25 protein-coding genes are annotated in these 26,510 nt (G+C 62.0%); 8 read left to right on the top strand and 17 right to left on the bottom strand.

The window, feature by feature from the left end; all coding sequences use genetic code 11:
* Position 1 precedes the first annotated feature (1 nt).
* The 6 genes from WOB96_RS05455 to WOB96_RS05430 are packed head-to-tail and all read right to left on the bottom strand — an operon-like array spanning position 2 to position 9,183.
* Positions 2 to 2,707, bottom strand: coding sequence for an ATP-binding domain-containing protein (locus tag WOB96_RS05455; RefSeq protein ID WP_341370273.1), 2,706 nt, complete (start codon positions 2,705 to 2,707; stop codon positions 2 to 4).
* A 2-nt stretch (positions 2,708 to 2,709) separates the two neighbouring features.
* Positions 2,710 to 6,351 (bottom strand): BREX system P-loop protein BrxC, encoded by a 3,642-nt coding sequence (gene brxC, locus WOB96_RS05450; RefSeq protein ID WP_341370272.1) that lies wholly within the window; start codon positions 6,349 to 6,351, stop codon positions 2,710 to 2,712.
* Between the two features lie 27 nt (positions 6,352 to 6,378).
* The gene (locus tag WOB96_RS05445; RefSeq protein ID WP_341370271.1) at positions 6,379 to 6,954 is read right to left on the bottom strand and encodes a BREX protein BrxB domain-containing protein; all 576 of its coding nucleotides are present in this window, start codon (positions 6,952 to 6,954) and stop codon (positions 6,379 to 6,381) included.
* Complete coding sequence (locus tag WOB96_RS05440) at positions 6,935 to 7,723, bottom strand: DUF1819 family protein (protein ID WP_341370270.1); 789 nt, start codon at positions 7,721 to 7,723, stop codon at positions 6,935 to 6,937. The genes WOB96_RS05445 and WOB96_RS05440 overlap by 20 nt, the downstream gene beginning before the upstream one ends.
* Before the next feature lie 2 nt (positions 7,724 to 7,725).
* Positions 7,726 to 8,238, bottom strand: a complete 513-nt coding sequence (locus WOB96_RS05435) for a BrxE family protein (RefSeq protein ID WP_341370269.1) — start codon at positions 8,236 to 8,238, stop codon at positions 7,726 to 7,728.
* Positions 8,239 to 8,259: 21 nt separating this feature from the next.
* Entirely contained in the window at positions 8,260 to 9,183 is a 924-nt protein-coding gene (locus WOB96_RS05430; RefSeq protein WP_341370268.1) for a WYL domain-containing protein, read from the bottom strand.
* Positions 9,184 to 9,397: 214 nt separating this feature from the next.
* Between WOB96_RS05430 and WOB96_RS05425 the strand changes: the two genes are divergently transcribed.
* A complete protein-coding gene (locus WOB96_RS05425; RefSeq protein ID WP_341370267.1) occupies positions 9,398 to 9,907 on the top strand; it encodes a hypothetical protein in 510 nt (169 codons plus the stop codon).
* A 286-nt stretch (positions 9,908 to 10,193) separates the two neighbouring features.
* Positions 10,194 to 12,485, top strand: coding sequence for a YecA family protein (locus tag WOB96_RS05420; protein WP_341370266.1), 2,292 nt, complete (start codon positions 10,194 to 10,196; stop codon positions 12,483 to 12,485).
* A 520-nt stretch (positions 12,486 to 13,005) separates the two neighbouring features.
* Here WOB96_RS05420 and WOB96_RS05415 read toward each other — a convergent pair.
* Entirely contained in the window at positions 13,006 to 13,218 is a 213-nt protein-coding gene (locus tag WOB96_RS05415; RefSeq protein WP_341370265.1) for a helix-turn-helix transcriptional regulator, read from the bottom strand.
* A 238-nt stretch (positions 13,219 to 13,456) separates the two neighbouring features.
* Between WOB96_RS05415 and WOB96_RS05410 the strand changes: the two genes are divergently transcribed.
* Positions 13,457 to 14,506: a Fic family protein gene (locus WOB96_RS05410; protein WP_341370264.1), complete on the top strand. Its 1,050-nt coding sequence runs from the start codon at positions 13,457 to 13,459 to the stop codon at positions 14,504 to 14,506.
* 466 nt (positions 14,507 to 14,972) lie between these two features.
* On the opposite strand, the gene WOB96_RS05405 is transcribed toward WOB96_RS05410, so the two are convergent.
* The 9 genes from WOB96_RS05405 to WOB96_RS05365 all read right to left on the bottom strand — a co-directional run bounded on the left by WOB96_RS05405 (position 14,973) and on the right by WOB96_RS05365 (position 22,632).
* Positions 14,973 to 16,358: a cation diffusion facilitator family transporter gene (locus tag WOB96_RS05405; protein ID WP_341370263.1), complete on the bottom strand. Its 1,386-nt coding sequence runs from the start codon at positions 16,356 to 16,358 to the stop codon at positions 14,973 to 14,975.
* Positions 16,355 to 17,113, bottom strand: coding sequence for a ZIP family metal transporter (locus tag WOB96_RS05400; RefSeq protein ID WP_341370262.1), 759 nt, complete (start codon positions 17,111 to 17,113; stop codon positions 16,355 to 16,357). The genes WOB96_RS05405 and WOB96_RS05400 overlap by 4 nt, the downstream gene beginning before the upstream one ends.
* Positions 17,114 to 17,117: 4 nt before the next feature.
* Positions 17,118 to 17,411, bottom strand: coding sequence for a hypothetical protein (locus tag WOB96_RS05395; RefSeq protein ID WP_341370261.1), 294 nt, complete (start codon positions 17,409 to 17,411; stop codon positions 17,118 to 17,120).
* Between the two features lie 19 nt (positions 17,412 to 17,430).
* A complete protein-coding gene (locus WOB96_RS05390; RefSeq protein ID WP_341370260.1) occupies positions 17,431 to 18,165 on the bottom strand; it encodes a ZIP family metal transporter in 735 nt (244 codons plus the stop codon).
* A 66-nt stretch (positions 18,166 to 18,231) separates the two neighbouring features.
* On the bottom strand, positions 18,232 to 19,743 hold the full coding sequence (gpmI, locus tag WOB96_RS05385; RefSeq protein WP_341370259.1) for a 2,3-bisphosphoglycerate-independent phosphoglycerate mutase: 1,512 nt from the start codon (positions 19,741 to 19,743) through the stop codon (positions 18,232 to 18,234).
* Positions 19,744 to 19,750: 7 nt separating this feature from the next.
* On the bottom strand, positions 19,751 to 20,386 hold the full coding sequence (locus WOB96_RS05380) for a methyltransferase domain-containing protein (RefSeq protein ID WP_341370258.1): 636 nt from the start codon (positions 20,384 to 20,386) through the stop codon (positions 19,751 to 19,753).
* Positions 20,379 to 21,389 carry a pyridoxal phosphate-dependent aminotransferase gene (locus WOB96_RS05375; protein WP_341370257.1) on the bottom strand — a complete coding sequence of 337 codons (1,011 nt, stop codon included), beginning with the start codon at positions 21,387 to 21,389 and terminating at the stop codon, positions 20,379 to 20,381. Before WOB96_RS05375 ends, WOB96_RS05380 begins: the two co-directional genes overlap by 8 nt.
* A gap of 2 nt (positions 21,390 to 21,391) precedes the next feature.
* A complete protein-coding gene (locus WOB96_RS05370; RefSeq protein ID WP_341370256.1) occupies positions 21,392 to 21,778 on the bottom strand; it encodes a NifB/NifX family molybdenum-iron cluster-binding protein in 387 nt (128 codons plus the stop codon).
* Positions 21,779 to 21,829: 51 nt separating this feature from the next.
* Positions 21,830 to 22,632, bottom strand: a protein-coding gene (locus tag WOB96_RS05365) for an IS5 family transposase (protein WP_341370255.1) whose coding sequence is annotated in 2 segments (ribosomal slippage) — positions 21,830 to 22,311 and positions 22,311 to 22,632 — 804 coding nt in all. Because the reading frame shifts where the segments join, the coding sequence is not laid out codon by codon here.
* Positions 22,633 to 22,766: 134 nt separating this feature from the next.
* Between WOB96_RS05365 and WOB96_RS05360 the strand changes: the two genes are divergently transcribed.
* From WOB96_RS05360 to WOB96_RS05350, 4 genes are all read left to right on the top strand, one after another.
* Positions 22,767 to 23,915 carry a Fic family protein gene (locus tag WOB96_RS05360; RefSeq protein WP_341370254.1) on the top strand — a complete coding sequence of 383 codons (1,149 nt, stop codon included), beginning with the start codon at positions 22,767 to 22,769 and terminating at the stop codon, positions 23,913 to 23,915.
* Positions 23,916 to 24,032: 117 nt separating this feature from the next.
* Complete coding sequence (locus WOB96_RS14450) at positions 24,033 to 24,182, top strand: Wadjet anti-phage system protein JetD domain-containing protein (protein WP_423229720.1); 150 nt, start codon at positions 24,033 to 24,035, stop codon at positions 24,180 to 24,182.
* Between the two features lie 37 nt (positions 24,183 to 24,219).
* Positions 24,220 to 24,495 (top strand): type II toxin-antitoxin system Phd/YefM family antitoxin, encoded by a 276-nt coding sequence (locus WOB96_RS05355; RefSeq protein ID WP_341370253.1) that lies wholly within the window; start codon positions 24,220 to 24,222, stop codon positions 24,493 to 24,495.
* A complete protein-coding gene (locus WOB96_RS05350; protein WP_341370252.1) occupies positions 24,495 to 24,836 on the top strand; it encodes a type II toxin-antitoxin system RelE/ParE family toxin in 342 nt (113 codons plus the stop codon). The genes WOB96_RS05355 and WOB96_RS05350 overlap by 1 nt, the downstream gene beginning before the upstream one ends.
* Positions 24,837 to 24,947: 111 nt before the next feature.
* On the opposite strand, the gene WOB96_RS05345 is transcribed toward WOB96_RS05350, so the two are convergent.
* Entirely contained in the window at positions 24,948 to 26,087 is a 1,140-nt protein-coding gene (locus tag WOB96_RS05345; RefSeq protein ID WP_341370251.1) for a Fic family protein, read from the bottom strand.
* Positions 26,088 to 26,114: 27 nt separating this feature from the next.
* Between WOB96_RS05345 and WOB96_RS05340 the strand changes: the two genes are divergently transcribed.
* The gene (locus tag WOB96_RS05340; protein WP_341370250.1) at positions 26,115 to 26,426 is read left to right on the top strand and encodes an excisionase family DNA-binding protein; all 312 of its coding nucleotides are present in this window, start codon (positions 26,115 to 26,117) and stop codon (positions 26,424 to 26,426) included.
* Positions 26,427 to 26,510: the final 84 nt, after the last annotated feature.

Below are 26,510 nucleotides of genomic sequence, written 5' to 3'. Positions count from 1 at the left end.
TCTAAGCTGTGCCCGCCACCGGTGTCCGCCAATCCTGACCAAAGTGAGTGCGCAAGCTCTCAATGGCCGCCGGCATCGCTCCCTCGCAGGTCAGGCCCAGGTACGTGGCTGCCCGGGTGGTGCCCACGTAGAGGTATTTGTCGAACAGCTCGGGATGCAGGGCGGCGAGCCGGTCAATGGCCACGAAGAACACCGCCTCGAATTCCAGCCCCTTGATGTGCTGGACATCGAATACTCGGACGTTGCTCTCCTGTCCCACGGCCTGGCCCTCACGGCAGGCGATGACTTGAATGTTGTGCTCGGCCAGGACGGTGTTGAGCGCATCGGCAACCGGGGCGACTTCAGCCTCCGAATTGACGAAGATGGCCGTGGACGGCAGTTGGCCGACAAAGCGCTCGATCTCACGGATGCGGTCGGCAAGCCAGGCCACTACATCTTCACCGGCGGCGTATTCCAGCAAGGCCGGTGCAACGCCATTGCTGTCGACGTGTGCGGGGAGACTGACGTGCTGCTCCGTCCCGCCGACAGCGCGGATCATCGCGCGGGCAAGCTCGTTGAGCTGCTTGCTCTGACGGTAGGAGACTGCAATCTCCTTGATGTCGAAGTCGGGAAACACCCACTTCAAGTCGTCGGTGGAACGCGCGCCCCAGGTGGTCAACCGCTGGTTGAAGTCGCCGCAGGCGAAAATCGAGCGCAAGCGTGGGTGGGCCAATGCGCCCATGCAGGCGAGCTGAATGGGCGAGAAATCGGTCGCTTCATCGACCAGGATCTGGTTGCGGAAATGCCCGAGGAAAGGTTGAAGCGAGGACCAGGCCGGGCTGTCGATATCGCGCAGGACATTCGGCCTGCTGATCAGATCGCCCGCGGCGCGCAGGATGGCCAGTAGCACCAGGTCCAGTTCGAGCGGATGGATGTCGCGGGCCTCGAAGCCATCCTTCAGGTACCAGGCGCCGCCTTCCTGGCGTTGCCGCCGGAAAGTCCGGTACCGTTTTGGGATGCCGTCGACATAGCGCTTGACCGGATTCGTAAAGCGGCGCGCACTAGTCTGCACCAGCAGACTGGCGCCCACCTCTGCACGGTCGGCTTCGGTCAGGGTGCGGTCCCCCAGCCATTCGACGATCTTGCCGGTTCGAGAGGTCTTGCTGAGCGTGCGCTTTGCGGCGGCCGATCGCGCCTGGGCGCGAACGGCCTGCATATAGGCATTGAGCGCTGCGGCCCGGCCTGTCCGCGGTGCTGCGGCTTCCTCTTCCTCATCGGCATCGAGGTCGTCGGCCTCGTCGGTGTCGGTGACCTGGGTTTGTTGCAGCCCGTCGAGGAAGCGCGCCAGCTCATCCAGAAACGCCCTGTTCCGGTTGAGCTGAAGATTCAATACGCCTTTGATTTTCGCGTCGGAGGCCTCCTTCAACTTGCTGACGAGGGCCTGCACCTTGGGGAGCTCTGCAGCGAGTGCCGCAAAGGTAGAGGCCAATGCGCCATCGCTGGCGCGCTCCAGGATGCTCGCCAAACGACTTCCGAGATCCCGGACCTCAGTCGACGCAGCCTGGCTGAGTAGGACTGTGGCATCCCGCGATTCCTGGACATAGACGCTGCGCTGCCAGGCGTCGAAGTCGCTGTACCATTCAGTGGGCCGTGCCAATGCCTCCGCATTGAGATTCCGAACTCCGTCCTTCAGCACGAAGGTGCCCCCGCCGGTGGCTGTCCTCAGTACGCCAAAGGCATTCCTTGCAAGCTCCCTGCGGTAGTCGTGCCAGGTGCGAATACGCAGATCGGAGGCCGGTACGCCTTCGCGGGCAAAGGCCTCTTTCAGGTACTGCTTCAACAGCTCCGTGGGTGTGAACATCAACCAGCTGTCGGAGTGCGCGACGCCCTGGGTTGTGCCGAGGCTGTCCACCAGACGCTGCTCACCTTCTTCGAGAAAGGCGGTGTCGAGCTTTTGCCCCAAGCGGCGGATCAGCGTGGTGGTCTTGCCCGTGCCAGGCGGCCCAAGGATCAACAGTCGCTTGTCGAGCGGCAGGCGAAAGATTTCATCCTGGTATTGATCGAGCACGGGCTGATCCCTGAGCCCCATCTTGGTGATGACGCTGCGGCGCACCCCCTCGATGACGTTGGCCTTGACCGTCTCTTCGGCCAGGAGCTGCCCCAAGATGTCTTCAGTGACCTCTTCGCCGGCGATCTTGGTGAGCAAGGCCCTGAGCGACTCGATCGTGATGGGGCCGAAGGCCTCGGCCTCCACGATCGTGTCCCGCGAATCCCAGCCCTCGGGTAGCGCCGCGGGCCGCAGTTGGGTGCGTTCAAGCACGTGGAGTTCGCGGCCATCGGGTCGCCGGAACTCCTCCCCGATCGGCAGGGACGCCAGGCGCCCGATCGGCGCCCGGTAACTGATCACGCCGAGGTTGGCCATCCCCTGGTCGCCGCGGCAAAAATAGTAGGTCTGGCGCTCGCCTTCCTCGTCCTCGACCACGACGCGCGCAATTGCCGGCTCTCTTGAAAGCAGCTCGTAGCTTGCGCGGTTCTGGCTGTCGATCTCCCTGAGCCTTTGAATCGTTGAGCCCGAGGTCAGCGTGTTGACGCCGGCGAGCACATCCGTCGTCAAACTGGCCGCCTCGCCGAGTTTTGCCTTGGCGGCCGAGGCAGTGCGCTCGAACTGGGCAAGGACGTCTTCGGCGACGTCCTCGACGTGTTGCTTGGAATCCGCAGTCAGCGCCATCGTCACTCTCCACCCGTTCCTGGTTGGCCGCCGACCACAAACGACACCTCAATCTCGGCATAAAGGCCAATCTGAGCCTTGATCTCGTGCAGTTGCTGTATGAGCGCTTCGATATCGGCGGCGGAAGTCATCCTCACCGGCACGGTGATGGACCTGGCGAGCTTGCTTGGGCCTTTCTCACCTGTCTTGGCGCGCTCATCCTCCAGGCGCTTGCGTATGCGTTCCTGGCCCTGGCGCTGGATGGATCGCTTGAGATCTTCAAGGGTGCTGTTGATGTCGTAGTCGCGCGCCAGCAGTTTCTTGAGACCGGCCAGATCCTGATCGGCCTCCAGAGCCAAGCCATCGAGACGACTGACCGCATTGCCGCGTTCCTCTTGGGTCAGCTCGTCCCATTCCGCGATGCGCTGGAGGTCTTCGGCACCTTCTTTGATCCGTGCCTTCTGCTGATCAACCAGGGTGATCACCGCTTCCCGCACCCGACTCTGCAGGTGTGTCAGCAGCGAGTTGAAATCGGCAACGTGCTTGTAGAACTCCTCCTGCGCCAGGCGCTCTGCAAGCAGCCCGAGCTCTTCAGCCACTTGTCGGCGAAGATCGCCTGGCACGCCCGTGTCTGGCAGGGCCTCGATTTCTCGGCGATGGTTCTGCAAGTCGCGGATGGTTGCCTGGAGGCCGTTGTCGAAGGCGCGGCGAATCTCCTGTGCCCACTTGAGGTCGTCATAGAGGGCAGAGCTTTCCGCCCCCAGGCGCTGCGGGGCGTCGGACGCATCGGTGAAGAGTACGTCGGCGATATCCTGGGTGAGCCGGCGCATACGTTCGCCGCCGTGGATGCCCAAGCCATCCAGCTTCTCGGCCAGGGGGCCGTACTCGTGCTGGAAGCGCGGGAAGTGCTTCACGGCCGCCTTGCTGATCTCCTGCTCGAGCGGAATGATCATTTCCCCTGCGAGCTCGGTGAGCCGTTCCGCGGCTCGACCCAACGTATCAATGGACGGGCGTTCGTCGCGTAGGGAGACGCCGATCTGCTTGAACGCATTGTTGGTCTTGAGCGCGTCGATCGCCTGCTGCCCTGCCGCCGTCACCTCGCGGCCCGAGACCTTGAGCTTGATCTCGCCAGCCATCACCATGGCGGCGAGAATATAGCGCGTAGTATCGGCCGACCATCCGAAGGGTGCGTCGGAAAAGTGATCGAGCAGCCGTTTGCCCTCTACGGTGCCGCTGCGTTCGATGTAGTCCCGGATGCTGATCATCGCCTTGTGATCGGTCTTGAACTGCGCGCGTCCGGCGACGGTCTGCACGAACCCCAACGGGTCGAGGCTGCTTCCAATGGCGGAGGGATTGGACGTCTTCAGGAACTTTTCGGCCGTGTCGGTTGCAGCACGCACCGGGGCTTCGGCATAGCGATCGAATACTTGCTCGGCAACGTCGACAAGCAGTTTCTTGGCCGCCTCGAGCAGGTCTGCATCCAGTGCCGTGACGGCCGTGACCTGGCCGCGGAACACGAACGACCCGGCTTGCAGGGTCTGTTTGATCTTGCTCTGAAGCTGGGTGCTGAGTTTCGCGGCACGATCCAACTGACCCGAACAGTAGTCCTTGATCTCCTGGTCGGGTTCGTTGCGATGAAGCTCCGCAATGCGCTGGCAGCGATAGATTTCCCCGGCCAGGTCGTCCAGCTCTGGATTCGTCCTCGCCAAGAGCCCGACCAGGTTCCGGCCAGATCGACTGCGGGAGTCGTCCAGCATTCGGTTCTTGGCGGCCTCGTAGTCGGAGGCCGGCACGAACTCGGCCACGGTTTGGATCGTGTTCTGCTCGCCAGCAAGGCTCGTAAGAGAGCTGCCCGCCTGGATCTTCAAGCCGCTGGCAACTGCCATGGTCCCGTGCAGACTGACCCGTGGGAGAGGATTGAATGCCTCGCGCAATGCGTCGTTGAAGATGCGCTTTACGTCGACAGAGCGCAGTGGAATGCCACCGCGCTCCTGCTCGATGTCCCGCAGCTTTTCGCTCAGGAAGACCAGATTCCCATCCTTCTCCCCGAGAGGAACGAGTACATCGCCCAACATCTCGTCCACCGCCTTACGGACGGCATCTGCCTGTGATGCCGCCGTGATCGACGGGTGCATGAGGTTTGCGACGTTCTGCACCGTGACCGGTAAGTTACCCAGGACCTGCAGAACGGCGATGGTCTTGCCGATGTCTTGATGGAGCGGAGAGTCTGGATACCGAATCTGGACCTTGCCCACTGCCTGATGAATCGAGGGAAAGGCGCGACGGATGTCCTTTTCAAGCTCGTCGTATAGCGTGACGGTAGTGGCAAGCCAGCCGACCGGCTGGTCAGCCATGGCTTTCGAGCCACCTTCGCCACGCAGAACGTCCTGTATGACCTTGATTGCCGAACGCAGCCCGATGCCACCGGTCGACTTCGCCAGTGCGCCCAGGAGGTGGAGCAGGATGTCGAAGTGCGCCGGCAGGAAGGGATACAGATTGATGAAGCTCTCTCGGCTGAAATCCGCGTCGTAGTACTTGGCGTCCTGCAGCTTGGTGTTGTGCCGCAGAGCCTGGCCATGCGCATCAAACAGCTTGCCAAGCTCAGCCTCGCCGGCAGGCGACTTGCCCAACAGACGGCGGTAGCAGATTTCCTTGATGTCGCTGGACTCGAGGTCAATCTGGATTGGGAAGCGATCCTTGAGCTTAAAGAGCTGCGGCGAGTTGATGCTGGCGCGCGGGTCGTCTTCGGTCAGGGTTTGCTGCGCGGTGGAAATGATCCAGACCTTGCCGTCGCCGAGCCGCTTGAGGTTCTTGGCGAGCCCATCCAGGTTGAGAATGAGGTTGTCGCGCGATGCCACGTACTGCCCGACCTCGTCGATGACGAAGATGATGTGCTGCTTGCCGCTCTTCTCGCGCACGATGTCGATCATTTCCTGTACGCGCTGGTCCTCGAACTGGAAGAAGCCCTCGGTACTGGAAGAAAACGACTTGGCCTCAGGGAAGAGCGCGGGGTACATCTCGTGGGCGATCTTGGGGATCAGACCGTCGATGGCGAGCGGGTTGTTCTGAACGCGCGCCCAGGTGGCTCCGGGCAGCGCTTTGGCGATCTTGTCGTGCAGCTCCGCGGTGCGGCCATCCTTTTCGACCATCCGCTCGAAAGCAGCCACCTTGAGGTTTCGTGAATATCCCGCCCACTGGAGCACTTTGAAGTACAGAACCGTGGAGACGTCTTCCATCGTTGCGCCCGCGAGCATTTCACTCGCGAGGTCCAACATGACGACCGCGGCCGGGAATCGCTGCGCCACCGTAGAAAGCAGCGCCTTTGTCTGGGGCTGATGCAGGCGATTCTGGAGGTGTTTCAGGAACGGCGTCCCGTCGATGACACTACGATCGTCGAACGCCAGACCGAGGTACTTGGTGAAGGAGCTCTTACCAGAGCCATAGAAGCCGGAGACCCAGACACCGACCTCGTTCTCGCCCCCGGATTCCATCGCCAACTGCATCTTGGAGAGCAGGTCGTAGAACTGCTTCTCGATGTGCTCGGTGACGACATACTCCGAGATTTCCGCCTTGAGTCGGTTCTCCTGCGAGACGCCGTAGGCGATGACCTTCTCGATGGTCCTGGAGATGTCTTTACTGGGATCGAAGAGAGAACGGATCGTCATGGTCTTGTCCTTGCAATCTCAAATCGGTTAGCCGCCTACGTGGACGGACCGATAGTTGCCGTCCTCCGGGTAGAAGCCCAGGAACTTCAGGCGAGTTGTCCCAGTGCGCACGCCTGGGTACAGAAACACGGTCGGCACATGAAACTTGCCCTGGAGCTGGCTTTCGATGGCACCGATGCGTAGGAAGGGATGAAGTGCCTCCAGGTCGGTGACCAGCAGCAGGGCGTTTCGCTTTCCCTCCAGTGGCTCCAGGGTCGCCTCCAGGCGCTTGAGGAGCGCGTTGTCGGCCATCAGAATGTCGGCAAGTGCCTTGTTGGTCCGGGACCAGTCCAGAGGTGCGGATTTGTCCTCCATGACGCAGAGCGACCAGAAGGGGTCGTCTTTCAGCAGCTGCCAGATTTGCTCGGCGATTGAGAATATATGTACCTCCCAACCTTCCTGATGAAGCTTGGCAATCCAGGCCGGCGTTTGACGCTTGACCTCGAGAATCAACTTCGGATCGAACACGAGGTAGTAGATCGGCTCGAAGCTCGCATGGCCGAGCTCGCGCCCATGCCGGATGCGCTCCCGCAGTTCATCAAAGTCAGCTTTGAGCGAGGACATCGCAGAGCGCCTCCATGTGAGGGTGTTTCCAACTAATACGCACGACATCGGATGCTGCTTGGACGATCAGCAGCCCCTGCAGTGATAGTCGCTTGATCTCCTCCAATACGTCGTCGCGCGCCAAACCAAACACCTGCCAGTCCTCATGCGACAACAGCGCGTTGTCTCCCACGCCCGCGAAATGCAGTTCGTAAGCGAGGTAGGCAGCGACACTCGGCGAAATCCGGAACGGGACAATGCGGCGGCTCTTTCGTATTCCGCGTTCGAGCAAACCGTAGTCGGCGCAGCAGCCTGTCAAGTAGCCGGAGACACGGCGAATGGTCGTTTCGGACCAGCGCCTCGCGGTCTTGCCGTCATCGATGCCGCGCTCTACGAATGCACGCGCATCTTCATTCGAAATTTCCGTGTATCCGCCTTCGTAGCGACTCCAGTACACCTGCCGAACAAAATCGCCAAGAATCGGGTTGGCTCGGCAGGTGAACAACAGCATGAGCTGGCTGATCTCACTGGCCGACAGGCGCTGCAGAAGCCTCTTCAGATGGTGAGCCGGTGCTCCTTCTCGCACGAGGTACCTAGGGGCAAAGCTCTCGACGATGATGTTCCGAAGGCGTCGCGCCGTGATGGTCGGGAATCGACCCGATTCCAGCGCCTTTTGGAATAGCTCGGTTGTGGACATTCCTGGCGTCCACAGGTCGAGCAGCGTTTTCGTCTCGTCTACAAGGCCGAGACCAGCTTGCAATTGGGTGGTGTAGGGTCTTGTCTCTGCCACGTTCACCCCATGAGATACGGATAAGCGCGGGTCTGGTTGGCGAAGGCAAAGAAATAGCCTGCGGCGATTGCGCTCGAAACTTCGTGCGTTCCAAACTGATCGATTCCACCAACAGAGGCCGGGCCCTCCATCGCGCTCTCCTTGCTATCAGCCATCTGGGAGAGCGCCGCAAGTGCTACGTCTTTGCCTTGCACCGCGCTTTGAAGAATCCGTATCCCCTCATCTGTGCCCATCAGCGCGTGCAGGTCTTGCTCCACCTCCTCAGGCAGCCTGAACAGATGGAAACTGCCTACGTTGACCTGCTCGTCGTGAAGCCGTCTCGCCGCCTCAACCACGCCGTGGTACTGGGCAAGTGGGGCTGTTTTCGGCACCACGAATTCGAGCGAGCGCAGGCTGTAGTCGCCAAAGAATGAGGTGTTCCACCAGGCGAACTGAGACCGCTCCCCCAGGAACCCAATAAGCAATCTCAAACTGAGTATCGTTGGGAGATATGCTTCGCTCGTCTTATTAGTCATGGTCGGTTCGTACTCTTCTTGTTAATTGGTCGCTGCTCCGGCGCGGCCGCTCGGCGCTGCCTCTGGGATGCGGTATCCCGGAGCCAGGATGGCGTTCTTCACCCCATAAAGCGCCAAGTGATCCTTGAGCCACAACCGATATTCGTGCCCACGCAGGCTGTGATCGGGCGAGCAGTCCACGCTCCACTTGCGGAGGATGTAGCCGGCTGTCGCCGCGCGCAGCTTCATGCGTAACGCGCCACCCTGCATGCCGTAGTCCATCTCGGTGATCTCCGGCCGCGGCTGGTCCGGATGGGGTACGAGCTCCAGCTCGACGATCCGGGTCCACTGGATGTCCTGATCAGGCCGTTCATGTCCTTCGACCCCCGCATCCTTGAGCACCTTCGGTCTCTTGATGCGCGTGATGACGAAGTCGCGAAAATCCTGGGTCTTGCGGTCGAAAGCACGGACGTGCCAGCGCAGACCGTTGTCGATCAGCGCGAAGGGGGCGATTTCCCGCTCCGTGCGGCCGCTGGAGATCGAGTGGTACTCAATTCTGAGCAGGCATTCCTGGTGAATGGCTCGCGTAACACAGGCCAGTATGTCGAGATTCGGATAAGTGAGCCGTGATGGAATCTCGCTGGCTACCCATGCCTTGAGTCGCGTGGGTTCCCCATCCCCAAACCCCTGCGTCAGCCACGACAGCACACGCTCGGGCGGAAAATCGAAGACCGGCTTGAAATCCGGACCCAGGACATAGGACTTGCCCTTGGGGTCGTAGTCGATGTTCCCCGGAGCCAACTCCTTGTAAAGCGCTAAGTCCCTTGTGGCGGCGGCAGACTGGATACCGAACCGCGAAACCAGGTCCTGGCGGCGGATCTCCCCGATGAAGAGCACACGCAGCTCAACGAACGCGAGGCGATCGCGCTGCGGCTGGGTCAGATCGGCAAGCTGTTCGTTCGGCATCCTGGCTCCTTCGGGTTGGCGAAGGCTTGTGGGAATTATTGCGGTAAGTATATGGTCTGCCCTAGAATGTGTCCATAGAATTGTGGTGTTAACTGTGTACGTTGCATTTTGATTACTATTGCCGCACCCAACGGAACCTGCTCAGGGCCGTTCGGCACGCCCGGAGGGTGGCTACAACCTGCTTGAAGGCAGATCCATATGGGAGAGATCAACTATGAGTAGTGGCCGCTGGGACCAGCCGGGCATACCTCATAAAGGCTGGCACTGCGTGGATGTTGTCGACCTGCGGGCCGATGGGGAGCCTGCCGACGAAGCCGATTACGCGACCTGCCAGATGTGCGGCAACGAGAAGATTCGCTACGTCCACATCATGGAGCACCCGGACCTGGACGAACACTTCGAGGTCGGGTGTGTCTGCGCCGAAAAAATGAGCGACGATTACGAAGGGCCCCGACGGCGTGAGGCCCGACTCAGGAACCGCGCGGCCCGTCGCTCTCGGTGGCTGCACCGTAAATGGCGGATCTCCGCGAAGGGCAACAGCTTCCTCAATCTCGAAGGTTACAACCTTGTGGTGTACCCGACAAAAACACGCCGTTGGGGCTACAAGATTGGCGACCGGTTTGGGCCGAAGACCTATCCGACCGCAGAGGAGGCGAAACTGGCACTGTTCGACGATTTCTGGGCAGCCACTCAGGACGACGACAGGTTATGGGCGAGCGATTGAGCCAGGGAGTCGGTCCGTGTCGTCACTGTTATCCGTAAAACCGGCGACAGTCCGAGTGGGAGGTCCGGCGGCATCAGCCAAAGCGCCGCCAGCCTCCTCCGGTTGACCACGACGACTACGTCGGCGATGGAAAAGGAAGCGGGCTATGCCTAACCAAGTTACCAGGAATAACCACTACGTACCCGTGTGGTACCAGCGTGGCTTCCTTGGGCTCGGCCAGTCACAGTTGCACTACCTAGATACCTCGCCAGAGCAAAAGGTGCTGGCGGATGGCCGAACAGTGACCATGAACGCCCTGCACAAATGGGGGCCGAAGAACTGCTTCTACGAGTACGACCTCTACTCCACGCACTTCGGCACGATCGTGAACGATGAGGTCGAGAAGTACCTCTTTGGCTCCATTGACGTAAGGGGAGCCAAGGCAGTTCGCGCCTTTGCTAACGGAGACCCGTGCGCGATGCACGACTCGTTCCAGGACTTCTTCGAGTACCTGGACGCTCAGAAGCTGCGAACTCCCAAGGGCTTGGACTGGATCAAGTCGCGCTACCCGGCGCTGAACCAACTGCAACTCATGCGAGAGATGCAGGGCCTGCGCCTCATGCACTGCACGATGTGGACGGAAGGGGTACGGGAGATCGTTTCCGCGGAAGAATCGGACGTCAAGTTCATAGTGACTGACCATCCCGTGACCGTCTACAACGCTGCGCTGCCTCCGACATCGCCTGAATGTTCGTATCCCGGAGATCCACTCATCGAGTTGGTCGGATCTCAGACGGTCTTTGCGCTCGACGCAAACACGTGCCTCATCCTGACTCACTTGGAGAACGCGCAGGAGCCAAGAGCTTCCAACCTGACCGCACCGAGAACACACGCTCGGTATCGAGGGCAGAGTCTGGTGCGGACTGACGCCTTCATCCGAAAGCGCAAGCTCTCGCGAGACGAAGTCATCGCAATCAACCACCTGCTCAAGAGCTGCGCGCGGAGATACTTGGCTGCAGCGAACCAGGAGTGGTTGTACCCGGAGAGGTCGTTTGCTGGAGGATGGCAGGACATCGCGAAAGTACTGCTTCCACGAGATGACCTCTGGCGATTCGGCGGCGAGATCTACGTTGGGTATGCGGATGGGGCCACGCACTACCAGGACGCCTTCGGCAGGACCTCTGGTGCCCACAAGTACCTGCAGCGCAAGAAGCGTCAATCCAATCTTGGCCCGAACGATGCTTGTGGCTGCGGCAGCGGCCGCAAATTCAAGCATTGCTGCAAGGACCTGCCCGAGGCTGATCGTCCATCATGGGATGTCTACGGCATTCGAGAGCGCAATCTCATGCTCAGCCGGGCCGTCCAGGACATCTTGGGGCTGACGGCCGGAAAGTCTTGGGATGATGTTCGACGAGAGCTGAGCGACGAGCAAGTTAAGCGCATCCATGAGGCGTTCGGCAGCCTTTGGCCGGAGGACACTGACCTCACGGAGGTATTGCCAAGAGCTACAAGAAGCGCGTTTCGGGTTGTGTACCTGGGTGTGGCCGACCCTCGCACAGTCGAGGCGACGGTCCTCGGGTGGCTCCCATACTTCGATGAGGTTGTTCTTGCCCATCCGTTCATCAATCCTCTGCGCATCAAACCAGAGTTCAGCCCAACGAAGTCACCATCGCAACACAAGGCGCAAACGCTCAAGAACGTGCTTTTGCTGCTGGTCCTGGAGCCGTACATCCGGTCAGGCTATGTGCACCTGATCCCGGACCCGGGAGACTTTAACCCTCTGTTCGGCACGTCGGCGCTTCAGATGGCAGAGGAGCGCACTGCAGGCTGGAAGCCGGACCAAAAGAGCATGGGGCTGCTCAATGCGCTCGCCAAAGACGACCACCATCGGCTTCTACGGCAGTTGCCGGAGAACTCCTTGAGGCAATGGTTCCGTAAGCACATGTCGCAGGCGTCGGACACGGAGATCGAGTCTACCATTGCCTACATGAAGGCTGAGCTTGCCGCTGACCCGTACGCTCTGCTGCAACCGACCGAGCCGGGAGAGACAGGAGCACAATTTCTGTACTTCAAGGGCTACAGTCTGGAAGCGGCGATGTACCTCGCCTCACTCACAGGTTCGGCCATCTATACAGATGTCGAAGCTCATTGGCAGCAATTGCACTTGCACGCTGTGCAAACAGGCCGAGCGGTGGCTGGCTCTTGGACACCTGTGGTGGAGAGCTTGCGAGCCATCGATTTCCCGATCGACATGAACGCGCAGACGCTCTACGAGGTTCGCCAGTCGGGTCGCTTTGGCGGCATGAGGGCAGCGATGAGGCGGCTTGCCGAGGCATCGCGGCAATCAAGCGGCCAACCGCAGCAGGACCAGATTGCCCTGCAGTTCACGGCGGCGGCGAAAGCGGTGAAAAGCCAATGGGCGAGTGTGCCCCACACGCTGCGCCTGATTGGGAATGTTGAGCTCTCTGTTCCTGCGGGGGGCTTCGAGCGAAACGACGTGCGACGACTGCTACTGACGTTCGGAAAAGCCAAAACTGTCCACTCTATACCGCTCGCCATGTTGATTAGGCTCGAAGCAGCTGCCGCAGCCATTGCTTAGATTCCTGCGCACAAAGTCCAAGCCGATGGTCGAGTACGACGTTTGGGCGACCAGGCAGTAGCCCGGGACGTCGGGTAGATCGTTGGTTCCAGGCGCCCGACCCGGACGCGGGTTCAATTCCGGATTCGGGAATCGAACTGGCGGCCGATTTGAGGCACTTGGCGGATGCCGACGCTGGCAGGAACTGATAGGATTGCTGGACGCAGGGGCTAGATTCCGCGCCTCTCCGCAGGAGTTCGCGGCGGTTCTAAGGCGCTGAGTTACTACTGTTTGGCACAGGCTGCCGCCCCACCTTTTCCCCGCATTTACCCGAATCCTTCCGCACCGACACGCAGGAACCCGCATTCGTCCGCACGGCTACGTGGCAACCCGTTGATTTTCCTGAAGCAGGCCAATGGGGGAGTGACCGTTTCGCAGGGCATTTGACGAGTCAACAAGCAGCGTTCAGGCCGGCGCTGGCCGGTCATCTGTTCCGAAACGTCTTCACCTATCGGCAACTACCGACAAAACGCAACATGCTTCACTCTGCACTCACCCGGGCGCCGCGGCACTTGGTCGAGGTCGCCAGGCACGACGCCTCGTAGGCTTCGATGTCGATCTGGCGGTAGAGGACGCGGCCGCAGAGCTTCAGGAACTTGGGCCCGATTCCCTCGCTGCGCCAGCGCTCCAGCGTGGCCTCGCTGATGCTCCAGCGGGCGGCCAGTTGCTTCTGGTTGAGATGAACGACTTCCATCTTGGTCCCCTTCCGAACGAGTTGGCATGCGTCCATGACGGCGCTGTTCGGCCGGGGAGCCAAGTGATATCGCGCGGTCGGTTTGCCCCCCAGAAGCCGCACGGCCATTCACCGCATGAGATGCGGAGATTAGACTGATCATTCTCCGCAAGCCCTGACCCACGCCCGGATTGGGTGTAAATGGGCGTTTTAATGGATGCATCTCGAAAATGGGTGTAAATGGGTGTAGTATTGGTTCATGCTGAAAACCGACACCCTCCAGATCACCCCGGAGATCCTGAGTCTCATCGCCAGGATCGACGAGTTCAAGGGCGCCTGGCGCGCCTTGGGCACGCTCGCGCCCGACCGGCTGTCGGCCCTGCGTCGCGTGGCCACCATCGAGAGCATCGGCTCCTCCACCCGAATCGAGGGCAGCAAACTGTCCGACCGTGAGGTGGAGCAATTGCTGTCGAACCTGGAGATCAAGTCATTCGCCACCCGCGACGAGCAGGAAGTGGCCGGCTACGCCGAGCTGATGGATCTGGTGTTCTCCTCGTGGCAGGACATCCCGTTCACCGAGAACCACATCAAGCAGTTGCACCAGATCCTGCTGCGCTACAGCGAGAAGGACACCTGGCATCGCGGCAACTACAAGACCAACTCGAACAGCGTCGCCGCCTTCGACGAGAATGGGAAGCAGATCGGTATCGTGTTCCAGACGGCCACACCGTTCGACACGCCCCGCCTGATGACGGAACTGGTGGACTGGGTGAACCAGGAGCGCGAAACGGCCCGGCTGCATCCGCTGTTGATCATCGCCCTGTGCGTCGTCGTGTTCCTGGAGATTCACCCTTTCCAGGACGGTAACGGACGGCTCTCCCGCGTGCTGACCACGCTCCTGCTCCTGCAGGCCGGCTACGCCTATGTGCCTTACAGCTCGCTGGAGAGCGTGATCGAACAGAGCAAGGAGGCGTACTACCTGGCGCTGCGCCAGACACAGGGCACGATCCGTACCGAGGCGCCGAACTGGCAGCCGTGGCTGGTGTTCTTCCTTCGCTCCCTGGCCGAGCAGGTGCGGCGCCTGGAGAAGAAGGTCGAGCGCGAGAAGATCGTGCTGGCGGCCATGCCGGAACTACAACTACAGATCGTCGAGTTCGTACGCGAGCACGGGCGCGTCACCATCGGCGAGGCCATCAAGCTGACCGGGGCCAGCCGCAATACGCTCAAGCAGCATTTCCGGGCGCTGGTCGAGCGCGGCACGCTTGATCAGCACGGCAGGGGCCGGGGAGTTTGGTACGGCCTGCGCTGAGGACTGCGGGACGCGGGTTCGATTCCCGTTTCGGGAATTGAACTGGCCCCGGAAAGCAGAGGCGGTTGAACGGCCTAATCGGCAACCAATCTACGAGAAGAACCGCTCGACCATCTGCCGATCACAGCCTGTCAACGCCCCGCTTTTCGCACTTTTCGCAGCAGCCCGCAGGACTTATCAACTTGCCGGGACGCCGGTAACATGTCTTTCCAACGGCGTTTGGCGCGGGCTGCCGCCCCACCACCAATATATAAAGGTCAACCATTCTCGGTTGGCCTTTTTTTCTGCGCGCTCGCGCGTGTTCGCGGGGACTCCTGCGGATTTCTGCGGACTCCCTTCCCCGGCGCTCTCGCCCACCTCGGGCAACATTCTGCTCTCTCCGCGCCGTTTTTCTCTCCGGCCTCGCTCCCTGTCGAAGGGGCTAAGTCCGCAAAGGTCGGTGCCGGCACCTCATAGAAACAATGACTTACATGCGGACTGGTCGAGCAGTTGGATGACGGCATTGCCCGGCCGAAGGAAACAATCTTCGCCCGGCGGCACCTGATTTGGGATGCTCGGTTGCGTTATGTCGGTCATTGTTGACAACTACCTGCATAATGGCCCGCCCCCAAGCAATCCGCGGTTTCGCGCGACAATGCAGAGTTGTCAAGTCGAATCCATAGTTCGCTCCCTTATGAGTGGATCGCTTCCGCAGTTGCGCCAGCGCTTCCGCCACTGTTCCGCGATCAGTCTGGTGCAGTTCGACCCCCGCATCGTGCAGCACATACGCGGGACCCTTTTCCTTCAGGTCCTCTCGGGTGAGCACCAGGTCCACTTTCTGTGCAACCAGCCATTCCGCCACCCGGATTCCTTTGGCCCGCGCCTCCCCGCCGTGAGGGTTGGTCAGGATTACGCGCTCGCCCACCGCACCATCAGCGCGGCGCACCGAGACCAGGGCAAACCAGGGCGCTTTGCCGAAGTGGGGGCTCAGGGTGCCGGCGGGGTCAGCCAGCGGCAGGGCGCAGCGCAGATAGGGCGAGGCCGGGGCCTCCACGTGCAGCAGGACCCGCTCCACATGCGGCACTTCCGCACGCACGGCGGCTTCGATGCGACGTACCACGGCCTCGGTCCTGTTCGAGTCGACGACTCGCAGCGCGACGCCGGCCTCGACAAAGCAGAAGCGCCCGGCATTGCGACCGGTGATCCAGAGTATCTCGGTCACGGCCGGGTCGGCATGGATCGTCTCGCGGATGGCATCGAGCGTCCTGGCGTCGAGGGAGGCATCCAGCAGGACGCGCATGGCGTCGCGCAGCAGGTCCCATCCGGTCTTGACCACCGCAACGACGATGAGCAGTGCCGCGATGCGGTCGAGGGGAAAGCGCAGCCATTGCGCAAGCAGGGCCAGAAAGGCGAGGCCGGTGGTGAAGACGTGCACGCGGTACTCACGCGCATCGGCGATGAGGGCGGGTGAATTGGCGGCCCGCCCTGCGCGCAGCTCGAAGCGGCTGAAGGCGAGCGGAGTGGCGGCCGTGGCCAGCAGTACGGCGAGCATCCAGGCGTCCGTTCGCACGGGCGCAGGCGTCGCCGAAAGCGCTTGGCGCACGATCTCCCAGGCGCTGACGAAGACCATGATGGCGAGACCGGCCGCAACCAGGTTCTCCACCTTGTACAGCCCGTACGGGAAGGCCGTGGACTTGCGGGCGGCGATCTTGAGCCCTGCGAGCACGGCCACCGCCGTCAGCAGGTCGACCAGGTTGTGGACCAGTTCCGCCGCGACGGCCAGGCTGCCGGACGCGGCGGCGATGACGGCGTGCAGGCCCGCCAGCACGACGTTGACCAGGATCGAATACCAGCCCCAGCGTTCGACGTTCATGCGAGCCCGGTGATTCTGGCCAGCAGCCCATAGACCAGCGCGCTCAGCAGCATGCCGGCCGCGAACAGGCGCATGTTGCGGTAGCGCCGCGCCATGGGCACCAGCTCGTGCAAGGACACGAAGATCATCGCCCCGGCGGCAAAGGCCATGAAATGGGCATTGAGGGCAGGCGCGATCCCGACCGCCACCAGGCCGAGGATCGCCCCGAGGGGCTCGGCCAGCGCCGAGAGCAGGGCGGCGCCGTAAAGAAAGCGCCGGCTGCGGGCCGCCACCGCCGGCACCGCCATGGCGAACTCCTCGGGCACGTTGTGCAGGGCGATGGCAATGGCGATCAGCACGCCCAGTTGCGGCGAGGCGATATAGGCATTGGCCATCGCGAAACCTTCGGGAACGTCGTGCAGGATCAGGCCGAAGGCCACCAGATATGCCGACTTGACGAGCATCCTGTCGGCCATCCCTTGCTCCTTCACCAGGTGAGTGTGCGGGACGATGAGGTGGGCCGTCCAGACCAGGCCGGCGCCGAGGACGCAACCGAGCAGGGTGGGCGGCACGCCCATGATGCCGATCGACTCGGGGATGAGTTCCAGCAGCGAGATCAGCAGCATGATGCCGGTGGAAAAGCCGATGCCGGCGGCGATGGCGCGGGCGTTCTCGCGCAGCCGCACGGCCAGCATCACGCCGAGCCAGGTCGTCAATAGCGACAGCAGGGACAGCAGCAGGACTGCGACTTGGGTCGCGGTCGGCGGCCCGGGCATGCCGTCACAACAGCCCGTGCTGCTTGGCGGGCGCCACGCGCTCCCCGTCCCGGCCGTCGGTCAGCCGGGCCAGCGCCTGCAGGATGCGTTGCAGCAGGCCGTCGTCCGGCCCCGCCATGCCTTCCTCCTCGGCGACCCCGACCTCGGCGGCGTCGTATTCCCAGGCACGCAGGATCGCGATCTTCTGTTCCCGGTCGAGATCGGGGTGCTCGACGACCGCCTCGGGACCGGCGAAGACCGATCCCGGGTCGAGCAGGGCCTGGTCCAGCCAGGGAATGGGGCGTTCTCCGGTCGACATGCGATTGCTCCTTCCGGTTTCAAAGCTTGGAGGCGACGATGATGACGGCGACCAGCACGCCGCCCGCCAGCGCCACGAAGCTGAATTTCCTGTGTTCCTGTTCCGCCTTCGGCAGGAGATGGGTGGCGCCCACATAGATCAGGGCGCCGGCCGACAGGGCGAGCAGGGCGCCCAGGGTCTGGCGGTCGATGGCGCTGATGAAGGGATAGGACACCAGCATGCCCAGCGGCGTGGTCGCGGCCGCGGCGAGAAACGCCAGGACCATGGCTCGACGCTCGCCGACACCGCCCCGAACCAGCAGGAGGTAAGTGATGATGCCCTCCGGAAATTCGTGCAGGACCATGCCCAGGGTGGCGAGAAATCCGGTGAGGATGCTGACGGTGAAAGCGATGGAATAGATGAAGCCGTCGATGAAGGAATGAAAACCGATGCCGAGCATGGGCACGATGCCGATGGCGTATTCCTTTTTCGCCGGGTCCTTCTCGCAGACGAAGGCCGTCAGAAAACGATTGAACAGGTGCATGCCGAAAAACCCGACCAGCAGCCAGGCCGGCGCCTGCGGGTTCATGGACAGGGACTTCGGCACGATGTGCAGGAAAGAAGAGGAGATCAGCACGCCGGCGGCGAAACACATGAAATAAGTGGTGTTGCGGTGCCCCCAGTCGGCGAAGCGCCTTATGGTGTAGATGCCGAGGGAGGTGACCAGCGCCGCGACGCTGCTGGTGGCCAGGGCGGTCCAAAAGGTGTTTTCCACGCGCCGATCCTCTTGTGTCCCGCCAGGCGACCCGCCGTCAGGCCCGCGCCATCGCTGGTGTGCTATTCAACTCAACAGAATGCTCCGGCCGGTCATTTCCTCGGGCGGTGCGAGGCCAAGCAGATCGAGCACGGTCGGCGCCACGTCGGCCAGCCCGCATCCGGTACCGAGCCTTGCCTCGCGCATGCCGAGGATCAGGAATGGCACGGGATACGCCGTGTGCTGGGTGTGCGGCTCGCCGCTGACCGGATCCACCATCTCGTCGCAGTTGCCGTGGTCGGCCGTGAGCAGGATCCGATAGCCCCGCGCCAGGGCCGCCTGCGCCACGCGGTGGAATTGCGGGTCCAGCGTCTCGACGGCCTGCACGATGGCGGGAATCACAGCGGTGTGGCCGACCATGTCGCCGTTGGCGAAATTCACCAGAATGAACGGGTAACCATCGCTTTCGATCGCGGCGATGACGCAGTCGGCCACCTGGGCGGCACTCATTTCGGGCTTGAGATCATAGCTGGCCACCTTGGGCGAAGGCACGATCTCGCGCGCTTCCCCGGGGAAGGGCGGTTCCCGTCCACCGTTGAAGAAATGGGTCACGTGGGCGTATTTCTCGGTCTCTGCGCAATGGAATTGCTGCAGGCCCGCGTCGGCCAGTACCTCGGCCAACACCCTGGCGGGCACTTCGGAATCGAACAGCACCGCAAACGGAAATTCCGCATCGTAGCGGGTCATGGAGACCACAGGACGCGCACCCTCGCCTCCGCGGTCGAAGCCGTCGAACTCGTGCATCCCCAGTGCCGCGGCCAGCTGACGCATGCGGTCGGAGCGGAAGTTGAAGAAGAACACCGGCTCGCCGGGCGCGATACGGCTCTGCGCCGGGTCGCCGATCACCGTGGGCACGATGAACTCATCCCCCTCGCCGCGCCGCCAGGCGTTCTGGATGGCCTCGGCAGCCGAGGCTGCCGACTCACCCCGACCACACACCATGGCGCGCCAGGCTTGCTCCGTGCGCGGCCAGAAACCGGCGCGGTCCATGGCGTAATAGCGGCCGCTTATGCTGGCGATGCGTCCGCGGCCGAGTTGCCGCAGCGTCGCTTCCAACCGCGCGGCGAAACGGTCGGCGCAGCGCGGTGGGGTATCGCGTCCATCGGTCACCATGTGGATCACCGGTTCGACACCGGCGCGCACCACCAGCGGCAGCAGGCCCAGCAGATGGTCGATGTGGGAATGTACTCCGCCATCCGAGACCAGACCGATCAGGTGCACCCGGGGCGCGTCCTGGAGCAGCGCTTGCCAGGGTTCCAGCCGCGCAAATCCGCCATTGGCCAGGCTGTCGGAAATATTCAACAGGTCCTGCTTGAGCACCCGGCCCGAGCCGAGGGTCAGATGACCCACTTCCGAATTGCCGAACTGCCCGTCCGGCAGGCCCACCGCGTGACCCGAAGCCTGCAGTGCAGTGTGGGGGTTGCCGGCAAAGTAGTGATCCAGATGGGGCGTGCGCGCTCGCGCCCAGCCGTTGTAGGCACGGCTGGGGTTGAGACCGAAGCCGTCGAAGATCACCAGGAGTACCGGCCGTTGCTTCATGACACCCTCATTTCTGATTGCTCGCGGCGACCACCACGAAGGCACATTGCCCGCGCCCCGGCCGCAGGGCCTCGATTTCCCGTGTCTCGGGCAGGGGACGCGCGAGCGTCTGCCCCCAGGCAGCGATCGAAAATCCCGCGTCCAAGAGCAGCCGCTCCACTTCGGTTGCGGAATAAAACGTCGCCTCGCTATAGAACACGTTCTCGGCCTGATGCGCCAGATAATCCTGCCCCAGGGCGCTGTCGCGGTCGATGAAGCCGATCGTGAGGCGCCCGCCCGGCTTGAGCACCCGGCGCGCCTCGGCGAACATCCTTTCCGGGGAATCGACGAAACAGATGGTAGTCACGACCAGGGCATGGTCGAACCTATCGGCTGCGAAAGGCAGGCTTTCCGCCGTACCCTCCACCACCTCGATGCCACGCGCGGCGGCGTAGGCCAGCATCGCGGGTGAGGGATCCACACCCACCCCCACGCCCAGCGGCCCGGCAAAGCGGCCGCTGCCCACCCCGATCTCCAGGCCATCTCCTTCCCAGGGCACGAAAGGCCGCAGGGCGAGCAGCTCCGAGAGGTAAGCCGCTTCGTGTTCACCGAACCAGTCCTCATAGCGGGGATGGTGCGCCTCGAAGGGTGCGGCCTTAGGCATGGGCGAGCACCTCCCGCAGCGTGTCGACGAAGCGCCGATTGTCCTCCGGCAGCGCCGTAGTGATGCGCATGAAGCCCGGCCCCAGCGCCGGGTCGTTCAAGGGCTTGATCAGGATATCCCGGCTGCGCAGCCGCTCGGCGAGCTCGGCCGCATCATGCGGGGCGAAATCGGCCAGGAAAAAATAGGTATGGGTCGGATAGGTGCGCACGCCCAGGGCGCGCAGCTCCGCCGCGAGAGCCTCGGTCCAGGCCTGCAGCCGGGCGGCACGGGCGTGAATCTGGTCCTCGTGCTGCAGTGTCGCGATGGCCGCCGCCTGGCTGGGGCGTGCGAGCGGATATGCATCGTTGTGGCTGTTGAGGTCATCGGCAATGGCTTCGGGAAAGATGCCATAGCCAACACGAAAACCCGCCAGGCTGTGCGCCTTGGACAGGGTGCGGGTCACCAGCAGGTTGGGGAATTCGGGTACCAGGTGCGCGACCGACTGTCCGGCCAGGCCGATGAAGGCCTCGTCGACCAGGAATCGGGTCTGCGGATGGCGGCGCAACAGGTCCGGCAGGGGTGCCATGTCGAAGATGCCGCCGTTGGGGTTGTTGGGATTGACGATCACCGCGAGGGTGGTGCCGTCCGGGATGATCAGATCTCCCAGGTCGAACGCAAAATCCCTTTCCGGCAGCAGGCGCTGTTCGGTATGGCGCCGGGCGATTTCGGGAAACAGCACGTAGGTCGGCGTCAGCAGGTGGACCTGCTGGCCGAAGCGGTCGAACAACTGGCGCAGGATCAGCTCGGAGCCGGCATTGATGTGGATGAGGTGCTCGGGCGCGCCGATCTGCCGGCTGATGAGCTGGCGCAGCGGAGCGGAATACGGTTCGGTGTAGTAGTTGCTACGCGCGATCTCGGTCTGCGCGGCGGTGATTGCCTCGTCGATGGGGGGCAGCGGGTTTTCGCACAGCAGCAGCTTGATGCCGCTGAATGTGCCTCCGCCCTTCTCGCTCAGGGACGTCATGGCTACTCCTTTCCCCGGACATGTTGTTCGCGTCGCATCTGTCGGTGCTCTCCGCCCGCTTCCGGCTCGCCCTGGGGCAAACCGCCGGCCAGATACAGCGCCACGGCCCGGTCGGGATCGGGTTCCGTGGTAATCAATCCCGCAATGCCCTTCCTCGCGAGGCGCGTCACCATCCCCTGGCCCATGCCGCCGCTGATCAGCACCTGCACCCCATCCAGGGGATGAGTCGCGTTGGGCGGGCTCGCGTGGAAGGACTGCTCCATAGGCAATTCCAGCAAGGTCTTGTCGACGACCCTGCCTTCGATGATCTCGTAGATCCAGAACTTCCGACAGCGCCCGGTATGCCCGGTGACATGCTTGCGGTTCTGGCTGGCAACAGCGATCTTCATGAATGCCTCCGAGGGACGTCGTGTTCGCAAATAGGCGCAGACTTAGAGCCTCTAACAAAACCTTTGGACATGGCGCCAGGCGATGAGGGCACAGCCGAGTTGGAGGAAGGCCTGGTGGATGTCGGCGCGGCGCTCATAACGGATACGTAGTCGGCGCATGCGGTGCAACCAGGAGAAAGTGCGCTCGACAACCCAGCGGTATCTGCCCAGGCGTTCACGGGATTCGATGCCCCGGCGGGCAATGCGGGGACGAATCCCTCGACATTGCAGATACTGGCGCAGGTAGGGGAAATCATAGCCCTTGTCGGCATGCACCTGCTCGGGTCGGCGGCGAGGATGACCCAGCAGGCCGCGGATGGGGGGAATGGCTTCGCGTACCGGGATGAAGCATTTGGAATCGTGCCGGTTGGCGCCCGAGAGTATTACCGCGAGCGGCAGGCCTCGGGCATCGACGGCGAGGTAGTGCTTGCAGCCCAGCTTGCCCCTGTCAGTTGGATTCGGGCCGGTTTCCGCGCCCCCCGGGGGGCGCGGATGCTGGCGCCATCCACCGAGACACGTGTCCAGTCGATTTGAGCATCCGATTGCAAGTGGACCAGCATGACCTGATGCAACTGTTGCCAGACTCCGGCCGCCTGCCAGTCGCGCAGCCTGCGCCAGCAGGTCATGCCCGAGCCACAGCCCATTTCCTTGGGGAGATACTCCCAGGGGATGCCGGTACGCAGTACAAAGAGGATGCCGGTCAAGGCTGATCGATCCGGCACCCGGGGCCGTCCCCCTTTCAGGCGTGGCGGATGGGGCGGCAGCAAGGGCTCGATCTTTGACCATAGGGCATCATCCAGCAGGGGCTTGGCCATGACACGCTCCTCTCGGTGCAGTCTCGATACGAGCTATGACCATGAAATCGCTATTTTGTTAGGCGCTGTTAATTGTTGCTCTTCAAATTAAAGGATGCTTTAGTTTGGTTGCGCTGTGCTAAAGGCAGCTTTCAATGACTCGCACCACCGGGACCTATTTTATTTCCACGACTTTGGGCGAGTCGGTGCGCGCCTTCATGCCCCACGCCTTGCCACCGTCTGATCCTGCCCTGTCATCCGATGTGTTCACTGACCTCAATCGGCAGGCCGAATTGGCGCTTGCGCGGCTGGCGGGCGTGTCCGGCTTGGTACCGTCGGTGGACTGGTTGTTATATAGCGCCATCCGCAAGGAAGCCCTGCTCACGTCGCAGCTCGAGGGTACACAAGCCACGCTGACTGATCTCTTCGACGAAGAGGCAGGATTCAAAGTCAGCAATACCGACGACGTGGAGGAAGTGACCAACTACCTCCGTGCCTTTCGCTGGACTCAGGAGCAACTGCGCGATCCCGAAGGGCTGCCCATCAGTGTGCGGCTGTTGTGCGAGGCACACCGTCGCCTGCTTGACGGGGCTCGCGGCGCAGGCAAGCAACCGGGCGAATTGCGCCGGTCGCAAAACTGGATCGGCGGCACCCGGCCCGGCAATGCGGTTTTCGTACCACCGCCGCCGGAGTACGTTCCCATGCTGCTGGCCGACATGGAGCGATTCATTCACGACACGGCGACGGATTTGCCGCCCATGGTCAAGGTGGCGCTCATCCACGCCCAGTTTGAAACCATCCCCCCCTTTCTCGACGGCAATGGACGCATCGGCCGACTGCTGATCGCAGCCCTGTTCGAGCATTGGGGACTACTGTCTGAGCCTTTGATGTACCTCAGTGGCTACCTCAAGCAACATCAGGCTGAGTATTACCGTCGCTTGTCGGCCATTCGTACGGAGGGTGATTGGGAGTCTTGGGTGACATTCTTTCTGGAGGGGGTCGCCACTGCCGCTGGCGATGCGGAAAAAAACATCATCGAGGTAGCCAGCCTAGTGGCCGCAGACCGCCGGCGCCTGTTGCAATCTGCCAAGGCTGGCCCGGCGAGCTACCGACTGTTCGAGATGCTGCCAATGATGCCGCGCTTCACGATTGAGCGTGTGAGGCAGCAACTGGACACCAGCTTCCCCACCGCAACGGCAGCGGTCAAGGTATTGGAAGCGTTGGGCATCGTAACGGAGATGACCGGGCAGAAAAAGAACCGGAGCTACAGCTATCAGGCCTTCGTTGAACTACTCTCCCGATGACGGTTACCCAAAGCCCGCATGAAATCAGGGGAATACGAGGAATTCGTGTCCCCCTTTTCAGTGCAAACGAGATCAGTTTCCTGACGCTTCCACCCGTGCGTAATGCCATTATGATATTTGGCGCCGGTTACGGTTGGAATTCATTACTGGGGCGATATCGACACCCATGGTTTTGACATTCTGGCCAGCTACGCGGCCAATCGCCTTGAACAGATCCTCAGCGGGACCCCCTACACCGCCCAGGAATCTTGCCATGAGACCATATGAGGACTATATTTAGTCTTTCTCAATCGGGAGCACGACCATGCGCTACTCATCTCAAGTCAAGCCGATCAGCTATCTCAAGGCCAACGCTGCCGAGGTCTTGACGCATCTTGCTGAACAGCGCGAGCCCCTGATCATCACCCAAAACGGAGAAGCCAAAGCTGTCCTGCAGGACGTCGCCTCGTTCGAAGAGACGCAAGAAACGCTGGCATTGCTGAAAATTCTCGCACTGGGCAACCAGGACGTGGCGGCTGGCAAGGTAAAGCCCGTGGCCGAGGTCATTGCCCGCCTTCGCGCCAAACGATCTGATGACTGATGGCTGGCGCTCCTACCAGATTCGAGGTTCTGCTCACTGAAGGCGCCGAGCAGGATTTGGAGTCCATCCACGACTACATCTCCGAGTTCGACTGTGTGGCCAACGCCAACCACGTACTGGACGAGTTGGTGGACGCTCTGGGGGGCTTGTCGAAATTCCCTGAGCGTGGCAGCTACCCCAAGGAACTGGTTGGCCTCGGCATCAAAGAGTATCGCCAGATCTTCTTCAAGCCGTACCGCGTGATTTACCGTGTGACAGGCAGTCAAGTCCTCATTTATCTGATCGCTGAGGGACGCCGTAACATGCAATCAGTGTTAGCTCGCCGTCTGCTCGGCGCCTGACCCGCAGCACGCCCCGCCAGCGAACCACCCCGGCGAGGCTCAATTCTCGAACACGCTCTTTGTTGAGATGACCGGCACAGCCCCCTTGGGCGACATCCATGCTTGACGCCTTTATTCATGCGCGCTCCCCGTTGCAGGCTCAACCAATACATAGCTAGTGCTACGCCCACCGGCCTCCGCTTTCCGCAGCACGCCGCGCGCGAGCAGATCATTGATGTCACGCAGCGCCGTGTCCGGCGAGCATTTGACGATGGCCGCCCATTTGCTGGTGGTGAGTTTGCCGTCGAAGCCGTCGAGCAAGCGGTTGAGCAGTTTCACCTGTCGCTCGTTCAACGGCGTGGTCGCCCAGCACTGCCAGAAGCGTGCCTTGGTCAACACGGCGTCGAGTGTGTGCTGTGCCTGGTCGACTGCGCGGTGGAGCGTATCGAGGAACCAGACGAGCCACTCGGTGACATCCATCGACCGCTTCTGCGACCGCTCCAGGATGTCGTAGTAGGCTTTGCGTTCGCGCTGGATCTGCGCCGATAAACTGTAGAAGCGTTGCGGGCTGCCGTCAGCACGCGCCAGTAGCAGATCGCCGATGGCCCGGGCGATGCGGCCGTTGCCGTCGTCGAAGGGGTGCAAGGTGACGAACCACAGATGGCCAAGGCCTGCCTTGATGAGCGGCGGTTCGTTCGATGCGCCATTCAACCAGTCGATAAAGCGGCTGGTTTCGGTCTCCAGACAGTCAGCGGGTGGCGCCTCGAAGTGCACTTTCTGGCGGCCGATGGGGCCGGACACCACCTGCATCGGGCCGCTGGCATCGTCGCGCCAGCCGCCGACCTTGATCCTGGAAAGGCCGGAGTAGCCGGTAGGAAACAGCGCGGCGTGCCAGCCGAACAGACGCTCTCGCGACAGCGGCGCATGGCAGTTGGCGGTGGCATCGAGCACCATTTCAACCATGCCTTCTACATGCCGATCCACCGGCGCCAGGGCGCCGATGTCCACGCCCAACCGGCGCGCGATGCTCGAACGCACCGATTCGACGTTAAGCTGTTCACCCTCGATCTCGCTGGTCTTGACCACGTCCTCAGTGAGCGCCGCGAGGCTCGCCTGAGCACGCAACGCCATGCCGATGTCGGCCAGGCGCCCCATCAAGAGCCCCTGGGCGCGGCTGACCTCGGCCATGGGCCCAGCCAGCACCGCCAGGTCGAAGCGCCAGTTCGGCCAGTCCCTGGCCTGCCAGATGTATTTGTAATCGCCGCTATTCATGCGGAGATTGTGGACTGCATTTGCCGCATGTGCAAGTTATCCGCCGCACATAGTGCGGTGAATACAGGCGCCATTCGCCGCATGGTGGCCACCTTCCCGGATGGCGCCGCACACCCGGTCCGCGTCCCGGCATCGGCACTGCGCCTGCTGGTGGATGTCCTGACCGAAATTGGTGAGGGCAACGCGGTCAGCATCTTCCCGATCCATGCCGAACTCACTACCGAGGAGGCCGCTGACGTGCTCAATGTCTCGCGTCCCTTGCTGGTACAGCTGCTGGAGCGCGGCGAGATTCCATTCCATAAGATTGGCACGCACCGCCCGTCCGCTACCAGGACGTAAACGCGTAAAGAGCGAATCGATGCGGAGCGCCACAAATGTCTCGACGCTTTGGCCGGGCAGGCCCAGCAACTCAAGATGGGATAT

It is taken from the genome of Thermithiobacillus plumbiphilus, from assembly GCF_038070005.1.
Taxonomy (GTDB): Bacteria; Pseudomonadota; Gammaproteobacteria; order Acidithiobacillales; family Thermithiobacillaceae; genus JBBPCO01.
Note: the sequence above shows the minus strand (reverse complement) of the source record. Positions and strands in the feature narration are given on the sequence as shown.